We start from the raw sequence: 16,348 nt of genomic DNA on the forward strand, positions 1-16,348 counted from the left end.
CTCGCGCAGTCATCGTCGCCCATCCGCGCTGATCACCTTGAGTTCGATTCCCCCCTGACTCAGGGGGGAATCTGTTCATGGCACGGAAAGTCGCAGTATCCTGCCTGTATGACCCACGGCGAATGTGCCGCCTCCGGCCGTGGCGGCCTGCTGATACCAGTTGGAGTTCACATCCGAATCCTGCACGGGAACAAACGTAGCGCCGTCGTCAGTGCTCACCAGCATACTGCGCATACCGGGGACAATAACCAGCCCATCCGGTGAAGAACTGACGCCGAGCAAGTTGCCGCCAAGCCCGGAATCGACCCGCTCCCAGCGATCGCCTGAATCTATCGTCTTCAGCACGATACCGTTTTGACCCACGGCATAGCCTGTGCCGTCGCTACGGACATGCAAAGCGGAAATCGACTCGTCACCCTTGCGCACTAACCGCCAGCTCGCCCCGCGGTCATCGCTGATCACCACCACGCCAAATTCGCCAGCGACGATGATGCGTCCGGCATTCGTGATTTCGACCGCATACAGGTGAGGGTCGTAGCCCTCATCTACAAAACTCGAGAACTCAACATCGGGGGCGGCCCACGTTGTGCCACCATCAATGGATATCCGCACCTGGCCGAACTCGCCAACCGCGACTGCCAGCCCATCCGCGTGTGCGTCAACCGACAGCAAGCGCTCCTTGATGTCCACCGGGCGCTCAATCCACGTGCCGTCCTTGTCCCGTACCAGTATGAGCCCCATCTGCCCCACGACAATAATGCGGTCCTCTGCCAATGCCACATCCAGTAATGCCAGGTTCGTATCAACCTCGTGGACAGACCAACTATTACCACTGTCGCTGGTAAGCAAAACAGTGCCGCGGCCACCCACTGCTGCGCCGCGCTTCCCGTCATCGGGGAAGGAGATACCAAACAACGGTCGGTGCGCCACACCCTCCCGGATAAGCTCCACGGACACTGGCACCTCTCCACTACTCGCCTGGACTGAGCTGACAGCCGTGGTGACGGCGAACACCGCCAGAAGAAGCCCAGCTGAAGACAAACGGGCAAGATTTTTTACTGCCACATTTAACATGGCATTTTGCCCTGCTGACACGTCCTGAAGGTCCAACGACATCACACTCCTCCCTCTGACTGCACCGGCCGCAATTCTGCAAGATTCAAGTGCTCGCTGATCAGCAGGTCGTCGCGCTGCACAAACCGCGGCTTGAGGAACCAGACCATTACCGGTAATACGAACAGCGCCATGATCATGTTGATGACCATAACAGCACCCAGCAACAGCCCCATATCCGCAAGGAACTTAAGACCTGACAGGAAGTACCATGGCATGATGCCAATCAGCATGATTGTCGCCGTGAACGCAATAGCGCGACCGGTAGTCGTCACCGCTTCCCTGATAATCGCCTCGAAATCACCACCCTGGTTCTCGTACTCGTCGCAGACACGGGCCAACAGGTAGATGCCATAATCGATACCCACGCCAATGCCCATCGCTGCAACCAGCAGTGAGTTAATATCGAGCCCCATATCCATCGCATACAGCATAGCGATGATGACGAAATTCGCCATATTGACCTGGGACACGAGGATGATGCCGGCGAGCACTGACTTGAAAGCAATCGCTGAGAGCACGAACATAAGAAGACTGAGGACCACTACGATCACCCAATAATGGTCCTTGACGGTATCATTCACTGCCTGCTGCAGGGCGATCGTGCCGCTGCCGAGTCGAACCGTAAAGTTGGGGTGCTCCTTGCCGACCTGCTCTACGGCGGCACGGGCATCGGCAAGCGCCTTGTCTACCGTTTCCTGCCGGTTGTCGCGATACCACAATGACACGGTAGCATTCTGCTGCTTCATGTCGATGACGTGACTGAAGGCCTTGGGGCCACTGCCCATCATCGCAGCAGACGCCGCTGCCTGTGTGGCACGGTCATTGGGATCCAGGGGCATCCAGCGCGGATCGCCGCCGTTATACAGGCGGGCCCCCTCGGCAAGGTAGTCGGCAAAGGACAGTGTCGCGCGGGGCGGGCTGTCAGAACGCTCCATGATGTCCTGCAGGGCGAGCATTGTATGCACGGCGTCTGCCTTGCGCGCGGTCTTCTCCAGTGTGCCCGTCTCTTTCGACTCAAGCACAAGCTCCAGCGTATTAACGCCGGGAAAGTTGTCATTGATATTGCGCACAGCGACATTGTACTCAGAGTCCTCCCAAAGCAGTGCACTACCTTCTACGGGGTTACCCACCTTGATGGCCGCACCGAAGTAGATCGATACAGCGCCACACAGCACCAGCACAATGGCGGTATAGCGCGCTCGGGTTCCAGTAGTCAGCGTCGCCACATGAGACAACATTCGCGCCATCCACTGATGAACACCTCCCGCGCTGTCGTCTCGGGCGACAATGACGTGCAGATTGCGCGGTGTCGGCAGACGAGTCAGGATGAGGGGTGCCAGGAGCACAGAGGTGGGCAGCAGGATAAGCGCCCAGTAGCCGGCGAAGATTGCAAATCGCTGCATCGCGGGAATCGGCGCGAGCACTATCAACAGTATCGCCAGTGCATCGGTAACGATTCCGAGCACACCCGGCCCGAGCATGACGCGCAGGGACAGCTCGCCCGCCTTGTGCTTATCGCCCACGACATCCAGTATTTCGTAGAAACGCTCGATGTACTGCACGGTATGGCTAAACGCACGGGCGACCAGCAACAGCGGCACCAGCAGCAGCAGGGGGTCGACCGCAAGACCCATCCAGCCGGCAAAGCCAAACCCCCAAATAGCGGAGATCACGCCAGTGATGGCTGGCGTCACGACCCCTGCGATATTGCGCATATAAAGGAAAAGTGCGGCAAACAGGGCGAGTAGCGTCACCCCAAAAATCCACAGCATCTGCTCCTGATATTCATACACCCAGCCAATCAGCGCAGGCTCACCGGCGAGATGCACCTCATGATTTTCGTCCCGTGCGGACTCTACGAGATCCTGCACGTAGGCAAACGTCTCTCCAAAATCCAGTCGATGCTCGATGAATGTTGCCTGCACCAGCGTTGCCGTACCGTCTTCTGAAACGAGGAATCCACGCGCATTTGGGGAACGCTCGACGCGAGCGCGGAACTCGTCAAGGTCGGATTCCGTCTGCGGCACCGTGCTGTCCATCAATGGACGCATATTAATGCCGTAGGGCGTGGCTTCGGCGTAGCGAGCCTTCGATGTGGTAATCGACAATACCTGGTCGTGATCCACTGCCGGAGCCAGGTCAATATCCCGCGTCATGTCCCAGACTTTCTGCAGCGTGTCGGTGTTGTAAATATCGCCGTTGGTACGCTTTATCATGACTGATAGCGTCAGTGGGTTGCCGAAGTTCGGATGATCGCGAAAAGTTTCCGCATAGGGATGCCCGGTCGGCAGCATGTCGGAAAATATGGTCTTTATCTGAACGTGCGGCAAACCCGCCGCAGAAATCGCTGTGATCAACAGGATCACCGTGATGGCCAGCACCTGGTTTCTGAATGTCCAGACGGCTATCGCGTGACGCACTGTACCCATCGACTATTCCTCTGTTATGTGTTGGCGTTCGAGACCGCCGGCCCGACAGGGCTCAAGCGTTGCGATAGTGACTCCGGCAGCTCAGCTATCAGCTTTTCGCGGTGTTCCAGAGCACTGAGATCGAGTTTCAGCGGTGTAACCGAAATACAGTTATCGGCGATGGCGCGCAAATCGGAGTCGGGATGCGAATCGCCATCCCTGTAGGACAGCATGATCCAGTAATAGGGATCCCCCTGGCCATCGGTGCGTTTTTCTGGGATATAACACCCAGGCGGCCTCTGCCCCTGGATCGTGACCCTGACACCCTCAACCTCGTCGGGCGGGACGCCGGGGAAATTGACATTGAGGAACACCCCGGGGGGCATCTCCTGTTGCAGCAACTGCTGCAACAGCGGCAGGCACCACTGCTCCGACGTTTCCCAGTGGATCTTTCGGTCCTCACCCACTGTGAAGTTCTTTTCTCCCGCCGCAAACACCTGGCTGATGGCGATGGCGGGGACACCAAGCTGGGTGGCTTCCCGGGCAGCGGCAATCGTTCCGGAATAGGCCGTATCCTCTGCCAGGTTGGGTCCGCGGTTGATACCGGATATGCAGACCGAGGGGCGCCCGTCTGCAATGAGCTCATGGATACCCAGCATGGTGCACTCTGTCGGCGTACCACGCACGGCGAAGTGCCTGTCGTCACGCTTGTAAACCCGCATGGGAGAATGGATTGACAGGGAATGCGATGCACCAGAACGATTGTCGTCCGGCGCGACGACCCAGACATCATTCGAAATCTGCCTCGCCGCTTCTTCGAGAATCTTCATCCCCGGCGCATCAATACCATCATCGTTTACCAAAAGAATGCGGTGGTCGGAAAGGTCTCTCATGGCACTTCCTCGTTGCCGGGTGGTTTTCGCGGGATACAGATTACGCCCCACCGGCTTGAATTTATTCTTTATTGTCCGACAATATTATTGTACAACAACAACACTGTATAACAAGATTTGCTGCTGTAAAAGCCCTGCAATATCTTTTGCGTAACTTTCGGGACAGCATATGGGACAATGTTTTCGCAAACGCTTGGGGCCAAGGGCCGTGTTTACTGGCTTTTGCGGCGAAACAAGCGTGAGAATAAAAATAATATCATTTTCATTGTAGTACAATGTTGTATAACCAGGCGGCGCTATGTAGACTGCAAAGTATCCTTCGGAACACGCCACACGGCAATGTGACAATAATTTAAACAAGGAGAAAACCATGACCAAGTTATTTGTGGATACCGACAAATACGGCGATGAATCACCCTCCGCGGTGGTCGCCGCCTTTCATGGCAGCCTGCATGAGATTGTCCGTCAACGATTCGAGGAATCAGGCGCCGACTGGAAAGACTTTGTGCTTGGCGACGCCAACACACTGATTACCAAAGAAGACTTCGAGGCGGTCGACAGCGACCTGGTGGATGCCGGTCACCGCTACGACTGGTCCGCGGGCATTTCACAGAAAGAGCGCCCGGACGCCTACAAGCCAGCAGAGGGGACCAGTGATGCCGATCTTGCCGCCTTCTGCTTCCAGCACCCTGATGCGCCAATAGCGGAGCCGGATGCAGAAGGTCGTGAACTCCGTGGCGTCGGCGACAACGTCGTGCGCTACAACGAAAACACCACCGGCATTGCCCGCTATATACGCTCGACAGACCGCGTCCTGAAGTGGCTCACAGAGGGAGTGCCTGAAAACACGATAGCCGTGATCGACGACTCCGGCGGCACACTTACAGCACCAATCCTGGAACAGTTCAAAGGCGTCATATGCGCAGGTGGAACCGTGCGCTCGCACCTGGGCATCCTGACACGAGAGTACGGCATACCTTGCCTGATGAACGCCAAGGTCAACGGCATCATGGAGGGCGACACGGTGTCCATCGAGTCCACTGCCCGCGCCAAGACTGCCGACGATTACCAGGGTCAGACAAAGCGCGAAGTAACAGGCAATATCTGGCGCACAGCCAAACGCGACGACTGATAGCACCCCGATGACCGAAACGTCGCATCGCTCGTGTGATGCTCGCAATAACAGCAATAAAGGATCGAACTAATGAAACTCGATTATGCACAACTACTGGAAAGCAACAATCTGCTGCAGATCAACGGCGACGAAACCTACTGGCTGTGCGTCACCCGTACCGTGCAGGAATCCAAGCTATTCCCGGTACCGGCCTACATGTTGATGTCCTACCTCAACGCCTTCTATCGCTACCCCGCACTGCTGCGTAAGATCGAAGACAACATGAGCGCGGAGGAAGTGGGTGACCGTGCTCGCCACATGGGTGCAAAGGTCAACGCCATCGCCATGTGGGGCTTGCCCTGCTTTTACCTGCTGGGTCGCGAGTGGATGATCAACATGGGCCTCCTGCGGCCACAAGATGCCGCCGAAGACGTCGCCTACATACTGGATTTCTGGAAGCGTTTCGAGCTGTCCTTTCGCCGCAATTCCGGACACAAAACGGCATTTGAGGGCGGCCACCGCGGCCAGATTCACTCCGAAGCGCAACTGCAGGTCTTTCACGCGGATCTCTATGATTGTGAAGTCGGCGACTCCCTACACCAGGCCGCTCAGGCATTCGTCGCTTCTGCGTCGCAATATGCATTTCTGATCGCCTGTGAAAGTCGTATCAGCCTGCACAACCATGGTCCATATAACCTGGGCGATGACCGACAGATGATTGTGAGGGATTTTAACGACATCGCAGAATACGACTTCCCCTGGCTTGACGATGTTGCCGAAGGCGTACCTTATAACAACCTCACGGTCACCATGGCCACTCAGGGCGTCAATTTCAATATCATGGACGACTGGGGCAGCTTCGAGTCCGACCCGGAGTTCAAGGACGAAAACATCGTCGGTGTCGGCCTGTATACCTCCGGCCCCCTGAGCGACGGCTTCCTGCCGGTTGGCATGGACAGCCGGGAAGAGCTGACCCAGACATTTCTCGATCTGAACACCAGGGTCAAGGATGCGATGAGCCGCCTGTGGCAGAAGATGGCAGGTTGGTCCCGGGACCAGATGCTGGATGCGGGCGCTCTGACCTATTACGCAATCTTCAAGGACATGGCACACATCGCCGGCTGCTACGATCCAGAAGACTGGATCAAGATTGATCAGCGCGCCGAGCGCTTCCGTCCATTGCTGAACGATGAATACAGCCGGGACGCACTTGGCGAAATCTGTGTCGGCACGGGCCCCAGCCACCAGATCAACGACTACATGATGATGATGCACAACGATGCACCCACGCGCATCTATTCACCTATCCCCTACTCCATTCTTGTCGACGGTGACTATGCCCCTACTGTTGGCGGCGTGGAGCCGGGTATCACCTATCTGGATGAGAAAAAAGATGCCTACCGCACAACCGAGGGCACACTGAGCATTGACGAATACAACGCGCGGGTTCGGAAGTTCCAGCCGGAACTTTACAAGGCGGAAAATCGACTCTTTTGCGAAACCACAGTCAAGTACCGCTATGAAACGCCCGAGGCCGACGCACTGTACAAACTCTATCAGAAGCACTCACGCAATCTTGCTGACAAGGGCGCAGGGCTACGCCGTGACGATGTGGAAGCACTCCGCCAGAAAAACAACAAGGGATAGCAGCCATGCAAATCAGTAGCCTGATCAGCCGCGCGGCCAGGCACTTCGGCGACGCCCCCTGTCTTAGTGAAGGCAGCAGGATGGTCAGTTTCCGGGAGTTTGACGCCGCGACGAACCGCCTGGGTAACAGCCTGCTTGAGATAGGCCTCAAGCCAGGAGACCGCGTGGGCGTGATGCTACCTAACAGCATCGATTGCCTGGTGGCCTACTATGCCCTGGCCAAGTGTGGCCTGGTGCGAGTGGGCCTGAATACGCGCGAAACCATTGAGGACCATCGCTTCAAGCTGGGCGAGAGCGGCAGCCGGGCGGTGATTCACGATACCAGCGAAAACCTGGATGATCATGTCGAATTTGTCATCGACCGCAAACGGCTGGGTCTGATGACCGACCAGGGCGATAACAGCACCTGCGCGGTCGACCGGGACATGGACGCGCCGCTGCGTCTCGGCTTTACAGGTGGCACGACTGGTCAGCCCAAAGCCGTGACACTCTCCACCCGCGGCGAGCTCAGCGAACTGTCCGCGTTTCTCACTGACCTGGTCCCGGATATCAGGGAAGGCGACAGCTTCCTGCATGCAGCTCCTATCGCCCACGCCTCTGGTGCTTTTTTCCTGCCGGCGCTATGTCGCGGCGCGCATTCGTTGATCATGCCCAGGTTTGATGCCGAGGAGTTCGTCAGACTGGCAGTGGAAACACAGGCCAACCTGACTTTCCTCGTCCCGACCATGCTGGCGATGATTCTTGAAGTCCCCGGTATAGAGGATGCGAACCTCAGTTTTCGTCGAATCGCCTACGGTGCCTCACCCATCTCACCGCGGCTGCTTGAACGCGCGGAATCGCGCTTTGGCCGGGTGTTTGCACAGAGCTACGGACAGGCAGAAAGCCCGATGGTCATCACCTGCCTGAAACCCGAGGACCACGACCGCATCGGCTCCTGTGGCCGCCCCTTCGTCATCGCCGACGTTGCGGTTCTCGACGACAACGATCAGCCCCTGCCTCCCGGAGAGACAGGTGAAATTTGCGTGCGCGGCCCTCAGATCATGGCAGGCTACTGGAACCGGCCGGATGCGACGGCAAAAGCCATGCGCAACGGCTGGCTGCACACTGGCGACATCGGCACCATGGATGAAGACGGCTTTTTCTACTTGCTGGATCGCAAGAATGACATGCTGATCTCCGGCGGATTCAACGTGTACCCACGAGAAGTCGAGGACATTCTGATGGCCTGCGACGGGGTCGTTGAGGCGGCCGTGATTGGCCTTCCAGACGAAAAATGGGGTGATCGCGTGCAAGCCGTCGTGTCCGGACGCCCGGATCTCGACAGCGATGTTGTTCTCGCGTGGGCAAAAGCACATCTCGCGAGTTATAAGTGCCCTAAAAGAGTAGAAGTCTGGCAGGAGCTACCCAAGAGCGCAGCAAACAAGATTCTGCGCAGAAAGGTCCGCGAAACAATCGTTAAACGCGACTCTGGCGAGACTCGGGAGGTATAAAGAATGCAGGATTTACAACTGGTAATGCACGGCATCGCCGTCAAGAAATACGCGACTGTGGATGATATCTGCTCTATCACCGGACTCGAATCCACCACTGTCCAGCAACTATTGTCCCAGGCAGTAGCCAAGGGACGAGTGAGTGAGGTGAATGACAAGTACCTGTTGACGCCAACGGGGCAGATAATGCTCAAGTCAGCGTACAGTAAGGCTTACGGTAGTCTGCGCCGCGACGAGGAATTTGTTGCAGCCTACGAAGACTTCGAACGCATCAACAATGACCTGAAGCAGGTCATCACGGAGTGGCAGACCATCGAGATTGGTGGGCAGACCGTGGCCAATGATCATTCGGATAAGGACTATGACTCCGCGATTATCGACCGCATCAGCGATATTCACGAACGGGTGGACGGGGTTCTGGAGCGCCTTGGTCGCCAAGAATCACGTCTTAATCGCTATCGGGAAAAACTGCTTTCGGCGCTGGAAAAGGCAGAAGACGGCGACATAAGCTGGGTCAGCGATGCTACCATTGAGAGCTACCACACCGTCTGGTTCGAGTTACATGAGGATCTGCTCCGTATCATGGGTCGCGAACGAGAGGAATCCTGAGCATGGCCACCACCCCCTTACAGGGCAAATGGCTGCTTGCTCTCGATGGCTGCGATCTGCCCGAAAAAGCGCTTATTGGAGGCAAGGCCTGGTCCATCGCCCATATGCTGCGCCAGGGACTACCCGTCCCGCCCGCCTTTGTAATCACGACCGAGGCCTGCGCCGCCTATCTGGAAACAGGCGAACTGCCTGCGGGGCTGGACGACGAACTGCAGGCGGCCATGCAGTGGCTGGAAGGTCAAACGGGCAGGACATACGGCCGGGGCAATGCACCCCTACTGGTCTCGGTCCGTTCCGGGGCGCCGATTTCCATGCCCGGAATGATGGACACCGTTCTCAACCTGGGCATCAACGCCGAGACCATGCAGGCGTTTGCGGCTGAATCCGGCGATGACCGGTTTGCCCGCGACACCTATCGCCGCTTTCATGAGCTGTATGGAGAGATCGTGCTCAAGGTTCCCGTTCCGAAGTTAAGCGATGACCAAGAGCTGTCAGAGTGGCGCGCGAGAATCGAGAAAGCAGCCGGCGAAGCGGTCCCTGATGCGCCCATAGAGCAGCTCAAGGCTACGATAGAAGCCGTTTTCCGTTCCTGGACTTCGCGCCGGGCGAAACGCTATCGCAAGCACCACGATATCCCGGACAGCCTGGGCACGGCAGTCACCGTTCAGGCCATGGTATTTGGCAACCTGGACCAGAATAGCGGGACCGGCGTTCTGTTCAGCCGTAATCCGCTTACCGGTGAACCGGTGCCTTACGGTGAGTACCTGCGCTGCGCCCAGGGCGAGGATGTCGTCTCCGGCAAATATACACCCGAGCACCTTGATGACATGAAAGTCGCTGTGCCGGACGCCTACAAGGCGCTGATCGACGCTGCACAGATACTGGAAAGCGCCAACCGGGAGGTCCAGGACATCGAATTCACGGTGCAGCACGGCAAACTCTATCTACTGCAATCGCGCACCGCAAAACGCTCCCCCGCGGCTGCCGTGCGTATTGCCGTAGACATGTACCGCGAAGGCCATATAGATATTGAAGATGCCATACGGCGGGTCAATCCAGATCAGGTCCACAGCATACTCAGCCCGCGATTGGGCGAGGGCGCTAGCGCAGGCGCAACTGTTCTTGCCAGCGGTCTTGGCGTATCCCACGGCATCGGCGTTGGCACGGTTGTAAGCGATGCGGATGAAGCCGAACGCCGTGCGCATACCGGAGAGGATGTGGTCCTGGCAACTGCGACGACGAGCCCCGACGATGTACACGGCATGCTCGTGGCACGAGCGGTCATTACCGAACAAGGGGGCTCCACCTCTCACGCCGCCGTCGTGGGCCGTGCGCTGGGATTGCCCAGTGTAGTTGGTTGCGGCGTCGGGGCGGTCACCGCGCTGCATGGCCAGCTAGTGACCGTCGACGGAGAGCACGGCAAGATCTACAGCGGTGCGCTGGAAGTTGTCAGACCTCAGGAAACTGAAGACGATCGCCTTGCCGAACTCCTGTCCTGGGCGCGCAAACACAGCCCGCTCATCGTATACCGTCCCGACGAGGCACCGCAAGACACGCTGGACCTCGAAAGCAACGACGACGCGGCAGACCCGGCTAACCTGCCGGCACTGATAAAAGGTGCCCGCGGTGCCCGCGGCGGTGCGATTGCCAGTGAAGCGGGCGTGAAAGCCGCGCTGCAAGCGGGACTGGAATATATCGTCGCCGAACCCACGTTGCCGGCCCTGCTGGCAGCAATCCATGCCGGGGGCACAACAGAATCAATTCCATCAACAGAGAACGACTGACATGAAAAATGTGACTGCAGACGAGATCAAGAACCTGATCCAGATCTTCGATGACTCGGAGTGGCAAGAGCTGGCGCTACAAGTCGAGGACTTCAGAATTTTCCTGTCGCGCGACCCGAACTCTGCCGGGGCACCCTGGCAAGGCGCGCAGACGGCGCAGGTACCCGCGACTACAGTGGCGCCGGCGCCTGCTACAGCCCCCCAACAACCGTTAGGCAGCGCTGCGGCAGCCCAGCCCACTGCTGCGCCGGTCGTTGAGAGCACGCTGGTTCCAGACAACTGTGTGGTAGTGAAGGCACCTAACCTGGGGATTTTCTACCGGGCACCGAAGCCTGGCGCAGCTTCCTATGTCGAACTCGGCGCCGAGGTTGACAATGAAACTGAGATCTGCCTGATCGAGGTAATGAAGTTGTTTACGCCGGTGCATGCCGGCATGCGTGGCATAATCCGGCACATCTGCGTGGAAGATGGTGACATGGTCGAGTTCGATCAACCTCTGTTCTACATTGAGCCTACGGAATAGGTCACGATATGGCCATTTCACGACTGTTCATCGCCAACCGGGGTGAAATTGCCGTGCGCATCGTTCGCGCAGCGCATTCCCTTGGAATTGAAACCGTACTCGGCAGCTCGGCTGCCGATGCGGAAAGCCTTGCTGCACGCACGGCCCACCGCACGGTCATTGTTGGTCCGGCGGAACCCGCCCGCAGCTACCTGGATGAGAAACTGATAGTGCAGGCCGCACTGGGTGCAGGCTGTGACGCCCTGCATCCCGGTTACGGATTCCTGTCGGAAAGACCTGCGCTGGCCAGGCTGTGCGAAGAAAACGGCATCGCATTCGTGGGCCCGCGTCCGGAAACCATCGAAGCCCTGGGAGACAAACTCAGCGCACGGCGCATTGCCGAGGCGTCGGGCGTCCCCCTCGTGCCAGGCACCCCGGCACTGGAGTCAGCCGAAGACGCCTGCGCTGCCGCAGATGAGATCGGTTATCCGGTGGTCATGAAGGCCACGGCGGGTGGTGGTGGCCGCGGCATGTTCCTCGCGCGTGGACCAGAAGATGTCAGGACATCTTTCAACAAGGCATCGGAAGAAGCACGCGCAGCATTTGGCGATGGATCACTATATATCGAGCGCTTTGTCGAAAGTGCCCGGCACGTGGAAGTCCAGGTGTTCGGTGACGGCGAAGGGAGAGTGCTGCATTTCGGCGAGCGCGACTGCTCCGTACAGCGCCGCTACCAGAAGCTGATTGAGGAGGCCCCCTGCACGGTCATGCCGGATGCGGTTCGCGCCGACCTGCATGCGGCGGCCGTGAAGCTGACCTCCGACCTGAATTACCGCAATGCCGGTACGGTGGAATTCCTGTTCGACGTCGAGCGAGGCGAATTCTATTTCATTGAAGTCAATGCCAGAATCCAAGTCGAGCACCCGGTGAGCGAACTCATTTCACGGCGAGACCTGGTTGCCATGCAGCTGCAGCTCGCTGGCGGTGAACCCCTGAACTTGCAGCAATCCGATATCGTACTGCACGGCCACGCCATTGAATGCCGGGTCAACGCTGAGGATCCGGATCATGGATTCCGGCCGAGTCCGGGTCGCCTTACCACCTGGGAGCCACCGGATATGGACTTCGTGCGCCTCGATACATTCTGCAGCGAAGGAACGCTGATTCCTCCCTATTACGACAGTATGGTTGGCAAGCTGATCGTCTATGGCAACAATCGCAGCGAAGCGCTGCAGCGCATGGATGAAGCCATTGGCCGCTTCTCGCTGGCCGGCATTAAGACCAATATGCCACTGCAACACTTCATCATCCGACACCCGGATTTTCGCAATAACCTGATAACGACAAGCTGGCTGGAGAAAATCGGCCTGCCTGCATTCGCCAATCGAGAGGAGTAAGGCGCTATGGCGCATATTGAATTTCTGGACGAAACACTTCGCGACGGACAGCAGAGTCTGTGGGGCATGCAGATGCGCGCCGGCATGGCGCTGCCCATGACCCCGACCCTTGACAAGAGCGGCTTCCGGGTTATCGACCTGGCCGGGTCTTCGATGTTCGAGGTGCAGATCCGGGTCAACAGTGAAAACCCCTGGGAAAGTCTGGACTTGTTGACTGAGTCCATGCCGAACACCCCGATTCGCGGCGGCATGCGCGCTAACGCCTCGGTGACCTTCGGCGTGACACCGGACGCGATGATGGACATGTGGATGCGCCAGCTGAATGTACACGGCTGCCGCTCTTTCTGGATCTATGATGTCCTTTTCAACATCGACAAGATGCACCGTCTGGCGAAAGTGGCCAAGGAGTTTGGCTCCGAGGTTGCGGGCTCGATCATGTTCACATCCAGCCCGGTACACACTGACGAATACTACGCGGATAAAGCCGACAAGCTGTCCGTTTGCCCCGACATCGACACGATCCTTCTCTACGATACGGCCGGGGTTCTGGATAAGGAACGGATGCAGACACTTATACCGGCCATTCAGGCGAACGCCCGCGGCAAGCCGATCGAGTTCCACTCGAACAATATACTGGGCATGTCCGGCAAGGCCTACTGCGACGCAATCGAGCTGGGCGTCAGGATCCTGCACACTGCCAGCCGCCCCATGGCAAATGGCCCGTCTGTGCCCTCTACTGAAATCATGACCCGCAACGTCGAACTACTGGGACACACACACAACATCGACACCTCTATGCTGCCCCCGGTGGCAGAACACTTCGAAAAAGTCGGCAAGGCGGCCGGCTTCCTGGTCAATCAGCACCATGAGTACGATGTGCTTTCTGCAAGTCACCAGATACCCGGCGGCATGATCGGCACACTGCGAGCGCAGATGGCCAAACACAACCTTAGCCACCGCATGGATGATGTGCTGATGGAGACCGCGAAGGTTCGCGCGGAACTCGGCTATCCCGGCATGGCGACTCCGTTCTCCCAGCTCGTCGGCATCCAGGCCGTACTCAATATAGTTAATGGTGAGCGCTACAAAATCGTCCCGGACGAGGTCATCCAGTACGCAGCCGGCTTCTACGGCGATCCGGTGGCGCCGATCGACGAGAATATCTATGACCGTATCATGAGTTCTCCGCGCGCAAAGAAGGTCGCCGCAAACCCCCCGCAGCAGCCCACGGAGGAAGAACTCTATAAGGAATATGGCACCCGCGACCCTGACGAGCTGATTTTGCGTGCCCTGATGCCAGAGGCAGATCTCAAGAGGATGCGTGAAGCGGGACCGGTGCAGCGGGATTACCCGATGCTCTCCTCTCCCGAGCTGGCAGAGGTGGGTCGATTGATGAAAGTGGCGCAGGCACCATTGGTGCAAATCGAGTCGCAGAACCTCAGTGTCACTTTGAGGAAGTAATATTATGGCTACCCGGCGCGCAGTTATCGTGGATGTTATTCGAACGCCCTTCGGGCGAGGCCGCGAATCGGGCGCCCTGGCGCACTGGCATCCTGTGGATCTGTACGCACAGGTGCTGCGGGGCTTAGTAGAACGCAACAGCGTGGATCCGGCTCTGATCGAGGATGTTATCACTGGCTGCGTCATTCAGGTGGCCGAACAGTCGGGAAACATTGGCAGGCAAGCGGTGCTTGCGGCTGGCTTCCCGGAATCCGTGCCCGCCGTCTCCCTGGATCGCAAATGCGGCTCTGCTCAGCAGGCGGTGGATTTCGCGGCCCAGGGCGTGATTGCCGGTGCCTGCGATCTCGTCATCGCCGGCGGCGTGGAGATGATGAGCCGCGTACCCATGCGCGCGAACCGCATGGGCAAGGATAATATGGGTAGTGCATACCACGCGCGCTATCCCCAGGGTCTGGTCGGGCAAGGCATCTCAGCTGAGCTTATAGCGGCGAAGTGGGGTCTTGGGCGCGAGGAACAGGACCGTTTCGCACTGCGCTCTCACCAGCGTGCCGCAGCAGCAGAAGACACGGGCAGCACAGCACGCGATATTCTCCCTCTTCTCGGCCATGCGCCCGGGATGCAGCCTGTCAGCCGGGACGAGGGCCTGCGACGAGATACCACTCTGGAGAAGCTGGCAGGCCTGAAACCGGCATTCGAAGATCCTGCCATGCTGGAGCGATTCCCGCAAATCAACTGGTCGGTCAGCGCCGGCAACGCAAGCCAGGTGACCGATGGCGCATGCGCCGTCCTGATCGCAGAAGAGAGCACCGCGGCCCGACTCAATCTCACGCCGCGCGCGAGCGTCGAGGGATTTGCGGTTGTCGGTGATGACCCCCTTATGATGCTGACTGGCGTGATCCCGGCGACGGAAAAACTGCTTCGACGCTCCGGTCTCTCCATTGGTGACATAGACGCATTCGAGGTAAACGAGGCTTTCGCCTCGGTCGTGCTCGCCTGGCAAAAACACTTCGGGGCAGATCCAAAACGCATCAATCAGCTCGGGGGAGCCATAGCGCTGGGTCATCCTGTAGGGGCATCCGGAGGCCGGCTCCTGGGTAACCTGTTGCGATCACTTGAAGAAAGCAAGGGCAACTATGGCCTGCAGACCATGTGTGAGTCCGGCGGCATGGCCAACGCTACACTGATAAAACGGCTGTAGACCCCGCAAGGAGATGCAGTTTGCAATCCATGCCTGAGACGACTTCGCTCAGTGCTGCGTCGCGGCCGCGTAGGCATCGTCAGGCAGAGTGGTCAGACTCAGGCGTCGACGGCGGAGATGCGCCCTTGCGGTACGCTCGGCCTTCTTGGAATCCCCCTCCATCACTGCCTCGACAATTGCGTGCAGCTCCTTGAGTTGACTTTCGTGCTGTTTGCGCGACACGAAGGCCTGGAACTGCAGACGCAGTAGACTGATTTGCATTCGCGGCACCATATGCTGTAACTCACGATTGCGACCGATATCGTACAGCGTATCGTAGAACCGCCGACGCTCATCCAGAAACGCCAGTGTCTCGCCCTCCTCGCCTTCATGCATCGCCGACTCGAAAGCTTCCTGTAGCCGCTGGCGGTTATCGCCTTCGTTGATATGTCGAGCGGCCAGTTTGGCCGCGAGGCCCGCCAGGACTTCCAGAACGCACATCATGTCCCGGACTTCGTCGCGGGACTGGGCCCGGACAAAGGCGCCACGATGCTTGTTCAGCACCAGGACGCCTTCGCCGGCAAGTCGCTTGAATGCCTCCCGTACCGGCCCCCGGCTCACCTTCAGCTCTCGGGTCAGGTCAGCCTCAATAAGCCGCTGTCCAGGGACGTAGCGTCCTTTTTTGATGCCCGAGAGAATGGCTTCCATGACGCGACGCGGCGAGCTTACAGATTTTCCCGGATCCACTGC

13 protein-coding genes are annotated in these 16,348 nt (G+C 58.2%); 9 read left to right on the top strand and 4 right to left on the bottom strand.

All coding sequences use genetic code 11. From position 1 onward, the window contains the following. Positions 1-75 precede the first annotated feature (75 nt). The 3 genes from CWI75_RS13580 to surE are packed head-to-tail and all read right to left on the bottom strand — an operon-like array spanning position 76 to position 4,417. Entirely contained in the window at positions 76-1,116 is a 1,041-nt protein-coding gene (locus CWI75_RS13580) for a WD40/YVTN/BNR-like repeat-containing protein (RefSeq protein WP_101522058.1), read from the bottom strand. Further along, a complete protein-coding gene (locus CWI75_RS13585) occupies positions 1,116-3,545 on the bottom strand; it encodes an efflux RND transporter permease subunit (RefSeq protein WP_101522059.1) in 2,430 nt (809 codons plus the stop codon). The genes CWI75_RS13580 and CWI75_RS13585 overlap by 1 nt, the downstream gene beginning before the upstream one ends. 14 nt (positions 3,546-3,559) lie before the next feature. Next, positions 3,560-4,417: a 5'/3'-nucleotidase SurE gene (gene surE, locus CWI75_RS13590; protein ID WP_101522060.1), complete on the bottom strand. Its 858-nt coding sequence runs from the start codon at positions 4,415-4,417 to the stop codon at positions 3,560-3,562. Positions 4,418-4,787: 370 nt separating this feature from the next. On the opposite strand from surE, the gene CWI75_RS13595 reads away from it, so the two are divergent. From CWI75_RS13595 to CWI75_RS13635, 9 genes are all read left to right on the top strand, one after another. Beyond that, positions 4,788-5,549 carry a PEP-utilizing enzyme gene (locus CWI75_RS13595; RefSeq protein ID WP_101522061.1) on the top strand — a complete coding sequence of 254 codons (762 nt, stop codon included), beginning with the start codon at positions 4,788-4,790 and terminating at the stop codon, positions 5,547-5,549. Between the two features lie 72 nt (positions 5,550-5,621). Then, positions 5,622-7,178 carry a hypothetical protein gene (locus CWI75_RS13600; protein ID WP_101522062.1) on the top strand — a complete coding sequence of 519 codons (1,557 nt, stop codon included), beginning with the start codon at positions 5,622-5,624 and terminating at the stop codon, positions 7,176-7,178. A gap of 5 nt (positions 7,179-7,183) precedes the next feature. After that, a complete protein-coding gene (locus CWI75_RS13605) occupies positions 7,184-8,668 on the top strand; it encodes a class I adenylate-forming enzyme family protein (RefSeq protein WP_101522063.1) in 1,485 nt (494 codons plus the stop codon). A 3-nt stretch (positions 8,669-8,671) separates the two neighbouring features. Beyond that, complete coding sequence (locus tag CWI75_RS13610; protein ID WP_101522064.1) at positions 8,672-9,277, top strand: hypothetical protein; 606 nt, start codon at positions 8,672-8,674, stop codon at positions 9,275-9,277. A gap of 2 nt (positions 9,278-9,279) precedes the next feature. Beyond that, positions 9,280-11,061 (top strand): pyruvate, phosphate dikinase, encoded by a 1,782-nt coding sequence (locus CWI75_RS13615; protein ID WP_101522065.1) that lies wholly within the window; start codon positions 9,280-9,282, stop codon positions 11,059-11,061. Between the two features lies 1 nt (position 11,062). Then, entirely contained in the window at positions 11,063-11,584 is a 522-nt protein-coding gene (locus CWI75_RS13620) for an acetyl-CoA carboxylase biotin carboxyl carrier protein (RefSeq protein WP_162300087.1), read from the top strand. Between the two features lie 8 nt (positions 11,585-11,592). Then, positions 11,593-12,960 (top strand): acetyl-CoA carboxylase biotin carboxylase subunit, encoded by a 1,368-nt coding sequence (locus CWI75_RS13625; RefSeq protein ID WP_101522067.1) that lies wholly within the window; start codon positions 11,593-11,595, stop codon positions 12,958-12,960. 6 nt (positions 12,961-12,966) lie between these two features. Then, positions 12,967-14,421 (top strand): pyruvate carboxylase, encoded by a 1,455-nt coding sequence (locus tag CWI75_RS13630; protein ID WP_101522068.1) that lies wholly within the window; start codon positions 12,967-12,969, stop codon positions 14,419-14,421. Between the two features lie 4 nt (positions 14,422-14,425). Next, complete coding sequence (locus CWI75_RS13635; protein WP_101522069.1) at positions 14,426-15,619, top strand: thiolase family protein; 1,194 nt, start codon at positions 14,426-14,428, stop codon at positions 15,617-15,619. Positions 15,620-15,667: 48 nt separating this feature from the next. On the opposite strand, the gene CWI75_RS13640 is transcribed toward CWI75_RS13635, so the two are convergent. Beyond that, positions 15,668-16,345, bottom strand: a complete 678-nt coding sequence (locus tag CWI75_RS13640; protein ID WP_162300088.1) for a GntR family transcriptional regulator — start codon at positions 16,343-16,345, stop codon at positions 15,668-15,670. Between the last annotated feature and the right edge of the window lie 3 nt (positions 16,346-16,348).

The sequence above is a fragment of the Kineobactrum sediminis genome (assembly GCF_002868715.1).
Taxonomy (GTDB): Bacteria; Pseudomonadota; Gammaproteobacteria; order Pseudomonadales; family Halieaceae; genus Kineobactrum; species Kineobactrum sediminis.

What these genes read in the sequence shown, in the direction of transcription:
- CWI75_RS13580 (WP_101522058.1), bottom strand. Translation starts at nt 1,116, where the DNA reads ATGTCGTTGGACCTTCAGGACGTGTCAGCAGGGCAAAATGCCATGTTA.
- CWI75_RS13585 (WP_101522059.1), bottom strand. Translation starts at nt 3,545, where the DNA reads ATGGGTACAGTGCGTCACGCGATAGCCGTCTGGACATTCAGAAACCAG.
- surE (WP_101522060.1), bottom strand. Translation starts at nt 4,417, where the DNA reads ATGAGAGACCTTTCCGACCACCGCATTCTTTTGGTAAACGATGATGGT.
- CWI75_RS13595 (WP_101522061.1), top strand. Translation starts at nt 4,788, where the DNA reads ATGACCAAGTTATTTGTGGATACCGACAAATACGGCGATGAATCACCC.
- CWI75_RS13600 (WP_101522062.1), top strand. Translation starts at nt 5,622, where the DNA reads ATGAAACTCGATTATGCACAACTACTGGAAAGCAACAATCTGCTGCAG.
- CWI75_RS13605 (WP_101522063.1), top strand. Translation starts at nt 7,184, where the DNA reads ATGCAAATCAGTAGCCTGATCAGCCGCGCGGCCAGGCACTTCGGCGAC.
- CWI75_RS13610 (WP_101522064.1), top strand. Translation starts at nt 8,672, where the DNA reads ATGCAGGATTTACAACTGGTAATGCACGGCATCGCCGTCAAGAAATAC.
- CWI75_RS13615 (WP_101522065.1), top strand. Translation starts at nt 9,280, where the DNA reads ATGGCCACCACCCCCTTACAGGGCAAATGGCTGCTTGCTCTCGATGGC.
- CWI75_RS13620 (WP_162300087.1), top strand. Translation starts at nt 11,063, where the DNA reads ATGAAAAATGTGACTGCAGACGAGATCAAGAACCTGATCCAGATCTTC.
- CWI75_RS13625 (WP_101522067.1), top strand. Translation starts at nt 11,593, where the DNA reads ATGGCCATTTCACGACTGTTCATCGCCAACCGGGGTGAAATTGCCGTG.
- CWI75_RS13630 (WP_101522068.1), top strand. Translation starts at nt 12,967, where the DNA reads ATGGCGCATATTGAATTTCTGGACGAAACACTTCGCGACGGACAGCAG.
- CWI75_RS13635 (WP_101522069.1), top strand. Translation starts at nt 14,426, where the DNA reads ATGGCTACCCGGCGCGCAGTTATCGTGGATGTTATTCGAACGCCCTTC.